Source organism: Mycobacterium sp. SMC-21 (genome assembly GCF_045310825.1).
Lineage (GTDB): Bacteria > Actinomycetota > Actinomycetes > Mycobacteriales > Mycobacteriaceae > Mycobacterium.
On sequence record NZ_JBJIAO010000077.1, the window covers coordinates 1 to 4,797 of the forward strand.

A 4,797-nucleotide genomic window follows, 5' to 3' on the forward strand; every position below is an offset into this window, starting at 1 on the left:
CAGTCAACGACTTCGCCGCAACATCATCGACTCCGAAATCCGTGATCAAACGACTCCCGAATCAGCGGTCAAAGTCACACCTCTCAACACGACGAGATACAGATCATTTGCCACTCCGTGGTAAGCCTCGCACCATGCACCTGAGCTCTTGGGCACAGATGCGAGATCGCCAGAGTTTGCCCGCCCGTGTCAGCCGCAGGTGAGACGATCCCGCGATGGTGACGGACACGAGACGGCGGCAGCTGGACCTCATCGCGGACCGGATCAGCGCGTGCCGGGCGTGCCCGGGGATGAACGAGCCCGGAGTCACGGCGTCGGCGCGCGGGTTCGGGTCGGCGTATTCCCCCGTGGCCATCGTCGGACAGAGCCTGTGCCGCAAGTGCATGGAGTCGGGCATCCCGTTCACCGGCGGGAGCGGGAAGTACATCGACGACGCCTTGGAGATCGCCGACCGAAAGAAGACCGAGCTGTTCATCACGAACGTCGTGCACTGCCACCCGCCGGGCGATCGGCCCTCGGAGCGGTACGAGATCGACAACTGCCGGCACTTCCTCCACGACGAACTGGATGTCGTTCAACCGCGACTGATCATCGGCCTCGGCGAGGACGCGGAGAAGGTGCTCACGACCCGGCATCCTGACGGCCGGCAGCTCGCCTGGCCGTTCGTGAAGCCGCGGACCGTCAAGCCCGATACGGCGTACCTGCTGTTCCCGGAGCATCCCGGTTCGCTGCGGTTCAAGAAGACCGCCGATCGCGCCTACTACGCGCCGAGTCTCGCCCGGGCGATCACATGGGGATTCGCGGTCGGGTCGATAGGAGCCACATGGGAATCATGAACGGCCGCAACGCCGATCCGGCGGTGGTCGAGCAGAAGAAGCGGAGGATACGAGACTCTCACGTCAAGCCGCTGAATGACCTTGCCGACCGGATCGCCGACGCTGAGGGGCTCCCGCACGGACACGTGCCGTACGTGGATCCCGACGTGGGCGGCGTCAACGCGCGGATGCTGGTCCTGCTGGACAACCCATCGACGAAAGCCGAAGCCGGCACAGGATCAGGGCTGCTCAGCCCAGACAACGACGATTGGACCGCGCGGAACATCCGCGAGGCCTACGACCGCCACGGCGTGGACCACAGCCACGTCGTCCACTGGAACGTGGTGCCGTTCCCGGTCGCGGGTGTGAAGAACGGCGGATCGACCGCCACTGAGCGCATCCGGGCCGCCCGATGGACGCGTGAGGTCGTCGAGCTGCTGCCGAACCTGGAGATCGTCCTCTTGCTGGGAGGCGCGGCGCGCGACGGATGGAAGCGCGCCGGGATCACCCGGACCGACCTCTACGTGCCGCCCGGGAGCATCCCGCACTGTTCGATGCGCGGGCTCAATGCCAACGGGGGCCGCGAGGCCTTCGAGAAGGCGATCGCGACAGTCGCCGGGCTGATGCGCAGCGGGACTTAGTCGCCGAAGCACCTCTATCACGACGGACCCGTGAACCACCCCAGCTACTGGACGGCGTGGACCTCGAAGCGCGTCTCGGTGAGCAGCGAACGTTGCGGGTGTGACGGCACGAACGAACACGACGTCTGACGCCGCACGACTTTCGTCACGATTTCGGAGGCGAACTCGGTATTCATCCTCGTCAGGCGCATCCACTGACATGGTTGTTTCTGCGCCCGCCCGCGGCTGCGGATTGACCTGGCAGGCCAGTGCTCACCGGCCATACCAGCCGTACGCCAATGCCGCGGCCACTACGTTGAGGACATCACCGCCGTCACGCAGCCAGTTCAATGGCGTCTGAGCGTGGCCGTCGCGTTCGAGATCGGGCTGCTGGGCGTGGAGAAAGCCGTCGACCGCGACAGGATTCAGATCGTCCGGGAGTGCCGTGAGCACTTCAGCCAGGCCCCGAACCTGACGGAACGGCATTCTCGTCTCCGAGTCGCGGTCGAACTGAGCGATCGGGAAAATCCATGTCTGGCCGTCGGGTATCGCCCACAATTCGCGGGCCAAGCGCTTCTGCCGGATCTGCAAGTCACTGAGGCCGAGGGCATTCTTGACCTCAGCGGTGGTCAGTGCCGTCACGTTGAGTCGTCCGGCGTGGCCGGCGATTTCGGCGCTGACACCAATATAAGCGACGTGGTCTTCGCCGAAGTCGACATCGTCGAGCAGCCGGGCTTCTTCCTCGGTGAGCCGGGTTGCCCAGGATCGCACTAACGGCAATGCTCTTAGTGCGACCACAAAGTCGTCGCGGCCGATGCCGAATCGGTCGCGGAGTAGTTGGTCGAGTTCGGTACTCATGACGCCCCACCTCAGCTACCGAATACTAACCTCGTTGCTCACTAGACCACACGACGCAGCCGGCAATCGATTGCGAAACAAGCTCACCTGATGTTGTGCCAGATCAGTCACGCAAGTCACGCTCAATGATGTGCCGCGCCTTCGCCGAACCCGACTTCGGCCCGCTAGTCGAATTGGACCGCATCCCAGCCATGGTCACGTTGACTTATCCCGGCGACTGGGAGGTCGCCGCGCCACACGGAGCAAGCGTGAAACGACAGATGATGTTGTGGCGCAAACGCTTTCAGCGCGCATACCGAGGGCCAACTTGCTGCATCTGGAATGCTTGGATTGGAAGCCCCGTGCGGCCAGCACTCGGATACAGAATACGAGCGTTCCGGCCGCCCGGTCGGCGGCCACGATGTGCGTCGCTCGGTCGAATGCTGTCTAACCGCCGCATCCGGCGAAGAGTGAGGGCCGACAACCTCCAAAGTGTCAGCCAGCGCGCCTCGTTCGGCCTCGATATCCTCTGCAACCGTCACGACGCCTGCCACCGCCCAAAGGTTGTCGGACGTTGGGCGGCCGGGCCTGTCCGACCGCGCAGTACATTGGGGATTATTCGACGAGGTCGTCGGCTGGAGGGCGTAAGCCACCCTTGGTGAAAGCAGGAAGCATGTCGGTGAAGGCGGGCATCAGCTTCGTCGGATCGCCGTCCCAAGGGAGCGCCAGTAGTTGCCCGATGCTGCGTCGACCACCGAAGGAACGCAGGGCCTCAAAATCCGAGACGTCGAGTGCGACGTGACCGCAGGCCGTGTGTGGGTCACCGAGTTGTACAGAGCCGATGGTGGGAGTGCTCAACCGCAGCGCCGGCAGTTGCGCTTGCCGGATGAACTGGTCAGCCATGGTGGTCACGAATCCCAGGGCCGCCTCGAACGCGAGATCGCCAGTGCGAGAACTTGGTTCACCAAGCGCGCCGCGGATATCGTGCTCGTGGGTGAGGGTGTCGAATACGAGCTGGCATGCCCCCGCATCCGATGCAAAAGCGAGGATCGCTTGCACTTGGTCGAGCGACTGTCGCCACGTGTCGAGTAAGTCGTTGACGGTGTGTGTGCCTAGTCGTGCGACCTGTGCGTCTGCCCACGGGCCAGTGCCCTTGTTGTCCAAATTCAGCGCGACGACGTCCTGGGCAACGCCAGCCAGATGCGCCACTACCTGTTGGACGTTCCAGCCGGGACACGCCGGCACTGCCAGATCAGCGATCTCGGTGCGCCCGCGAACCAGCGCATCGACACGTTCGACGATCCGTTGGTATGCCGCGCTCGCGTCGCTGATCGGAAGGAGGGCAGGGGCCTGGCCGCGGTGCGCCCGGTCGTTGCTCTCTCCATTAGTTGGGTCCATACGTAGCGACCCTACATACAAAATAAGAAAATTAAGAGGAACTTAAGGTTACAGTAAGGCAGCTGCTGCGGGTGCTTCGTCTGCCGGCATCACCAACGACCAGGTTTGTCGAGAGGCCCATAACGGACTGCTGCTCACTGATTTGGTGTTAGGAATGGTCTGTGTCTATCGGCGGCGGGGTCCAACACCGGTACGACGAGACCGGTCTGACGTATGCGAGCACCCGTCAACCCGATCCGCGTATCGGCGCGGCCATCAATGCCGTTCTGGTCGGCATGGCCTCGGTCGCCAACATCGGGGCGGGCACCGGATCGTACGAACCAGCCGAAACGGTCATCGCGATCGAACCCAGCCGCGTGATGATCAACCAACGACGAACCGCCGCCGCCCCGGCCGTGCAGGCGATCGCCGAACACCTACCGCTGTGCTCCAACAGCGTCGACGCTGCGGTTGCCGTTTTGACGGTGCACCATTGGCGAGATGTCGAGCGCGGCATCGCAGAAATGATCCGAGTCGCGCGCCGGCGTGTAGCCATATTGACGTGGGATCACGACACTTTCAAAGATTTTTGGCTGCTGCGCGACTACCTGCCCATCGCCGCAGCGACAGATTCTCAACTGGCCGTGCCCCTTTCGACGCTGATGTCACTACTCGGCGAGGCAAGGCCAATCCCCATCCCAGTGCCGCACGACTGCACCGATGGATTCGGTGGAGCGTACTGGCGCCGACCCCATGCCTACCTGGACGAGACGGTTCGCGCTGGGATGTCGTTATGCGCCCTGACCCCCAAGCATCAACTCGAAGCAGGGCTTTCACGTCTCGCCACCGAACTCAACACCGGCGAATGGGCCATCAAGAACGCGCATCTCTTAGACCTTGCGGAACTGGACCTCGGCTATCGACTACTCGTTGCGGAACTCCCCTAACCACGTGCGCGACGGTGCTGGTAACTCAGGCGGCACCACAGGGTTTCACACCGCCTCGGGGCTTATCGGCGTCGCGTTCATGGCGCTGTTCGTGTTCGCCACACCCGGGGATGTAAACGTTCTTTGAACCGCCCCGAGTTTGATGCACACCGGTTTATTGGTGCGCAGCCTCTGATTGGGCTGTGCTCGTAGCGTAGTAGA

At 63.1% G+C, this 4,797-nt stretch carries 6 protein-coding genes and 1 pseudogene; 4 read left to right on the forward strand and 3 right to left on the reverse strand.

Going from position 1 to position 4,797, the window contains the following annotated elements:
- Window positions 1–215: 215 nt before the first annotated feature.
- Entirely contained in the window at window positions 216–836 is a 621-nt protein-coding gene (locus ACJH6H_RS29435) for a uracil-DNA glycosylase family protein (RefSeq protein ID WP_406776360.1), read from the forward strand.
- The gene (locus ACJH6H_RS29440; RefSeq protein ID WP_406776361.1) at window positions 824–1,456 is read left to right on the forward strand and encodes a uracil-DNA glycosylase; all 633 of its coding nucleotides are present in this window, start codon (window positions 824–826) and stop codon (window positions 1,454–1,456) included. The genes ACJH6H_RS29435 and ACJH6H_RS29440 overlap by 13 nt, the downstream gene beginning before the upstream one ends.
- Before the next feature lie 44 nt (window positions 1,457–1,500).
- On the opposite strand, the gene ACJH6H_RS29445 is transcribed toward ACJH6H_RS29440, so the two are convergent.
- On the reverse strand, window positions 1,501–1,647 hold the full coding sequence (locus ACJH6H_RS29445) for a hypothetical protein (RefSeq protein WP_406776362.1): 147 nt from the start codon (window positions 1,645–1,647) through the stop codon (window positions 1,501–1,503).
- Between the two features lie 61 nt (window positions 1,648–1,708).
- On the reverse strand, window positions 1,709–2,293 hold the full coding sequence (locus ACJH6H_RS29450; protein WP_406776363.1) for a hypothetical protein: 585 nt from the start codon (window positions 2,291–2,293) through the stop codon (window positions 1,709–1,711).
- Between the two features lie 92 nt (window positions 2,294–2,385).
- Here ACJH6H_RS29450 and ACJH6H_RS29455 point away from each other — a divergent pair.
- Window positions 2,386–2,613, forward strand: a pseudogene (locus tag ACJH6H_RS29455) (hypothetical protein); the annotation flags it as partial.
- Window positions 2,614–2,887: 274 nt separating this feature from the next.
- Here ACJH6H_RS29455 and ACJH6H_RS29460 read toward each other — a convergent pair.
- Window positions 2,888–3,670, reverse strand: a complete 783-nt coding sequence (locus ACJH6H_RS29460) for a maleylpyruvate isomerase family mycothiol-dependent enzyme (protein ID WP_406776364.1) — start codon at window positions 3,668–3,670, stop codon at window positions 2,888–2,890.
- 161 nt (window positions 3,671–3,831) lie between these two features.
- On the opposite strand from ACJH6H_RS29460, the gene ACJH6H_RS29465 reads away from it, so the two are divergent.
- Window positions 3,832–4,596, forward strand: a complete 765-nt coding sequence (locus ACJH6H_RS29465; protein ID WP_406776365.1) for a class I SAM-dependent methyltransferase — start codon at window positions 3,832–3,834, stop codon at window positions 4,594–4,596.
- The last annotated feature ends 201 nt before the right edge of the window (window positions 4,597–4,797 follow it).